The 4,244-nt window shown below is 39.7% G+C and carries 5 protein-coding genes; 4 read left to right on the forward strand and 1 reads right to left on the reverse strand.

Annotated elements, in window-relative coordinates:
- The coding region (locus PR795_RS06015; protein WP_272516722.1) for an inovirus Gp2 family protein at positions 1-513 on the reverse strand (513 nt) is incomplete at its 3' end.
- A 489-nt stretch (positions 514-1,002) separates the two neighbouring features.
- Between PR795_RS06015 and PR795_RS06020 the strand changes: the two genes are divergently transcribed.
- The 4 genes from PR795_RS06020 (at position 1,003) to PR795_RS06035 (ending at position 4,054) form a co-directional block, all read left to right on the forward strand.
- Positions 1,003-1,770 (forward strand): hypothetical protein, encoded by a 768-nt coding sequence (locus PR795_RS06020; RefSeq protein ID WP_154637195.1) that lies wholly within the window; start codon positions 1,003-1,005, stop codon positions 1,768-1,770.
- A 52-nt stretch (positions 1,771-1,822) separates the two neighbouring features.
- A complete protein-coding gene (locus tag PR795_RS06025) occupies positions 1,823-2,686 on the forward strand; it encodes a GTPase family protein (RefSeq protein WP_272516723.1) in 864 nt (287 codons plus the stop codon).
- Between the two features lie 91 nt (positions 2,687-2,777).
- Positions 2,778-3,203: an antirestriction protein gene (locus PR795_RS06030; protein WP_196554299.1), complete on the forward strand. Its 426-nt coding sequence runs from the start codon at positions 2,778-2,780 to the stop codon at positions 3,201-3,203.
- A 14-nt stretch (positions 3,204-3,217) separates the two neighbouring features.
- The gene (locus PR795_RS06035) at positions 3,218-4,054 is read left to right on the forward strand and encodes a DUF932 domain-containing protein (protein WP_272516724.1); all 837 of its coding nucleotides are present in this window, start codon (positions 3,218-3,220) and stop codon (positions 4,052-4,054) included.
- Positions 4,055-4,244 lie beyond the last annotated feature (190 nt).

The raw sequence follows: 4,244 nt of genomic DNA on the forward strand, positions 1-4,244 counted from the left end.
TTGGTTTAATTCGAATATCGTACTTTCATTGTTGGCATTATTGTTATCTAGCCAAGTAACAGCGTTATCTGGGATATGAACTAAATAACGCTCCGTAGGGTAGTTAACACCAATTGCACTACACCATGCTTGTTGTACTAATGCATAAAGCGTTCCTTCCGCTCTAGTGTAATCACCTAAACTCCAATAGACGTCCTTATTGACTAGCAGCAATAAGTGATAGTGCTTTCTGCGATTGATTTCACCAAACTCTCTCACCCAAACATAAGATAAGGGGCATGAATAATTACGAGCCCATACTTTATTTTTGCGTTTTAGGTCTGCGCCTATTTTGGCTTTTAGGGATTCAATAAAACGAGTTATGACTGTTGAATCCTCATGGTAACAAGTTGTCGATGACGGGAAGCGTAAATCTACGCGAATAGCTGTGACACGATTATTGGTGAGGAGTGATTTACGGACTGTTCGGTCTATCTGACGAAGATAGTCCTCATTGTAGGTATAACTAGACATGATTTATTCCTTAAGGTTTTTTAAGTCATATCTAGTTCGATGGATGTAAAAAATAGATAAGTTAGTCAAGATTGTTTGAGTGATCTTTAGGTCTATAAAATGCCATTCTTACTCTATTAAATATATAACTATACCAGCACCGTTTTTACACACAGAAGTCCTGCTTGTCAGAGGCTCAGTGACTCATCTCATTAAAAAGTACTCTGATATTAATTTTCTAACGCGAAATGGATAACAGCGTCACTTTCACAATATTAGAATTATTTTTTTAGTATGCTTATCAATAAAAACAGCACTATTGTATTAGTATAAGCCTAATAATCTATGTATAACCCTTTAAAATTAAGGAATGAAAGAACATGAATATCACGATTAAATCATGAATAAAAATGTGTTTTAATTAGCTATTTATTGGTGGTTTTAATAGTTTTTTATTACCGTATTATAAAATAATAATCATATTTTAATTGATGAAAAAATGAGGCTTTCATGACGATGAATTATTCATATATAGAGAATGAAATTTATGGTTATATGAGAAAGAATAAAGTTTTTTGTTACCTCATATGGCGTGTGTTGAGCAACAGCAAAGACGCTAATTTTTATATGTTCAAAATACGAAACTACTTAACAGATCTCACAGTTAAGGACGACTTTAGTAGTGTTATAAAAACAGTAACGAACGGTTTTTTTGATAAGAAATTTATTTTTGCACCGAAGAGTCATGAAGGGCGATATGTAGAATCTATTGAATATATTAACTTTGTTGTAGCTAGGCTTAATGCTTTTCAATACTCAGATTATGTTACTGATATATATAGTATGCTTGACTACTTAAGAAATGACGTAATTAAGAAAACCTGCCATTACAAGTACTTTGATTGGTTAAAACCATCCGATATAAAAATGTGCAAGTGGGCCTATAACTATCTGGTCAAAAGTAAAGCATTGACTAAAACCGAATATCAGGATAGTGAAGAGCTTTATCTTTACATTGTGACTGGTTTTTATTTATGGCAATCACCCCAAGATGAAAAAGATAAGCGCTATAAAAAATTACTCCTAGCTCGAAATGAGCGAAAACACAGAACAACTACTAAATCAAAAGGTTCGGTAAGGCCAAAAAAAACACCGAAAGATATTCAACTTTCAGCAGAGGCAAGAACTAAATTGACAGAGTTAGCCCTTAACTATGGTGTACCCGCGTCGGAGTGGTTAAATAGCTTCATTATTGATGAATATGAAAAAATGAAATAAATTTCAAATATATATCATCTATGCGAACTTAACATATATTAAGGTTGCAACGATGAATAAACTCGAAAATCATTTTCTTTTCCTCCCTAAAGGGGCTAAGGATATGTTTTTATCCCATTTGAATAAACTTATCAATTACTCCCCCACCATAGGCTTAATGGGTAAAACAGGGGCTGGAAAATCCAGTCTGATTAATGCTCTGTTCCAATCCCGTCTATCGTCTGTGAGTAATGTTTCAGGTTGTACGCGCCAAGCCCAACGCTACAGTATGACGATGAACAACCATACACTCACCTTTGTTGATTTACCCGGCCTGGGGGAAAGCATAGAACGAGATAAAGAGTACCACCAGCTATATCGTAACTTATTACCAGAACTGGATTTAATTATCTGGGTACTCAAAGCCGATGATAGGGCATGGTCTTCTGATGAACAGTGTTATCGCTTTCTCACTGAGCAATGTGGTTATCAACCAAACCGCTTTCTATTTGTGCTGAACCAAGCTGACAAGATAGAACCCTGTCGCCAGTGGAATGAACTGTCTCACCAGCCATCCTTAGAGCAAGCAGCTAACTTAGAATTGAAGCAACAAGCCGTGATAACAGCATTTAAGCCGAATCACCCTGTGATGGTTGTATCTGCAATCGAAAACTATCAACTGACTGTATTAGCAGAGCAATTAATACAGGCGTTACCGGTGCAAGCCAGTAGCGGGGTAGCTAGACAACTGAGCAGCACTTACCGGACGCAATCCGTAGAGAACTCTGCACGTAATGATTTTGGGCAATGCGTCAGTGATATCGTCGATACGCTGATAGACATCCTTCCCCTACCTGTCTTGATAAAAAGCACGATTGGTACAGTCAAAAACAGCATCGTTTCCGTCGCTAAGTCCCTGTGGAGCCTATTCTTTTAGCTTCTTAAATTAACGCAACATTAATGACATCTAGCGCCACTCCTTAACGGGATTGGCGCTTTTTTATTTCTTTTTAATGGAGTATCAACTAATGAATCATTCAACTGAATCTGCTATCACAATGGAATTAGTCCCTGATGAGCAACGCCTAGATTTTTGGTTCAACCATTTTGGTGCAGTAAAAGGCTGGGCTACCTTTGAAGTGGTGATCTTCACCACGATGGGTCAATTCTGCGACGAATATCATGGCGGTTACTGGGAGTACGGCGTGCTCAGTAATGGCGGTGCCTTTATATTCCCCGATATCAACGCAGACACCTTAACCCTATTCAACATGCACAACGGCAATGAAGCCACCGTGAGCCAAGAGGCAGCAGGCATTGCGGTGTGTCTTATCCTGTACAGCATTTGGTCATTCCAAACGGAAAGCGAAGTGATGTGCGACCGCTTTTATCAGCTGCGTGACTACGCTTCACAACATCCCGAATCCGCTGCCATTTTCCACTTAATTGATTAATCCGGAGTTTTATCATGAGTTTATTAGCCTCTCGTTTTGGTTCAGCAAATAGTATCCGTCGTGACCGTCCACTGACCATCGAAGAATTATTCCGTACTGTACCGAGTGTATTTTCTGAAGAAAAACACGATTCACGCAGTGAACGCTATACCTACATCCCCACCATTACCTTGTTAGACAGCCTGCAAAAAGAAGGTTTTTATCCGTTCTTTGCTTGCCAGACTCGGGTACGGGATATCAGTCGTCGAGAGCACACCAAGCATATGTTACGGCTCAGACGACATGACCAAATCACGGGTATACAAGTCCCTGAAATTATTCTGCTTAATAGCCATGATGGCTCAAGCAGCTATCAGATGTTGCCGGGACTCTTTAGAGCCGTATGCTCCAACGGTTTGGTGTGCGGCGATGTATTAGGGGAAGTGAGAGTACCTCACAAAGGGGATGTGGTGGGGAAAGTAATTGAAGGGGCGTATGAGGTACTCGATACGTTTGAGCAAGTGGCTGAAAAACGCGAAAGTATGCAGTCGTTATTGTTACCCCCACCAGCCCAGCAAGCCTTTGCTGAAGCGGCTTTGACCTACCGCTTTGGTGAAGAGTTCCAGCCAGTCACACGAGAGCAAATTCTACAGCCTCGACGCGTTGAAGATAAGAAAGAAGACCTTTGGACGGTGTACCAACGTTTACAAGAAAACCTGATTAAAGGGGGATTATCAGGCAGAACCGCAAAAGGAAAACGTGCTCGTACTCGTTCAGTAAATGGGATTGATGGCGATATCAAACTCAATAAAGCCCTGTGGGTGATGGCGGATACTTTATTTAACCAACTCGCCCCTCGCCAGCCCAACTAATTTTCCCGCCCTGACAGGTTGTGTCGTTACGCCTTACTTTCTTATCGTTCAAATAAAAAGCATAACGTTATTTATCAATGAATTACTTATAGTGATTTTTCACTAAAAAGTCCAATGAGAATTTTTCCCAACAGACATAACCTGTCAATCCCCTAAGTTAAACTCCCTCACTTCTTAATTTCCTAACGCC

The organism is Providencia sp. PROV209 (assembly GCF_028479485.1).
In the GTDB taxonomy this organism is placed as follows: Bacteria; Pseudomonadota; Gammaproteobacteria; order Enterobacterales; family Enterobacteriaceae; genus Providencia; species Providencia alcalifaciens.

Excerpts from the sequence above, each read along its gene's own strand:
- PR795_RS06020 (WP_154637195.1), top strand. The coding sequence starts at position 1,003 with ATGACGATGAATTATTCATATATAGAGAATGAAATTTATGGTTATATG.
- PR795_RS06025 (WP_272516723.1), top strand. The coding sequence starts at position 1,823 with ATGAATAAACTCGAAAATCATTTTCTTTTCCTCCCTAAAGGGGCTAAG.
- PR795_RS06035 (WP_272516724.1), top strand. The coding sequence starts at position 3,218 with ATGAGTTTATTAGCCTCTCGTTTTGGTTCAGCAAATAGTATCCGTCGT.
- PR795_RS06030 (WP_196554299.1), top strand. The coding sequence starts at position 2,778 with ATGAATCATTCAACTGAATCTGCTATCACAATGGAATTAGTCCCTGAT.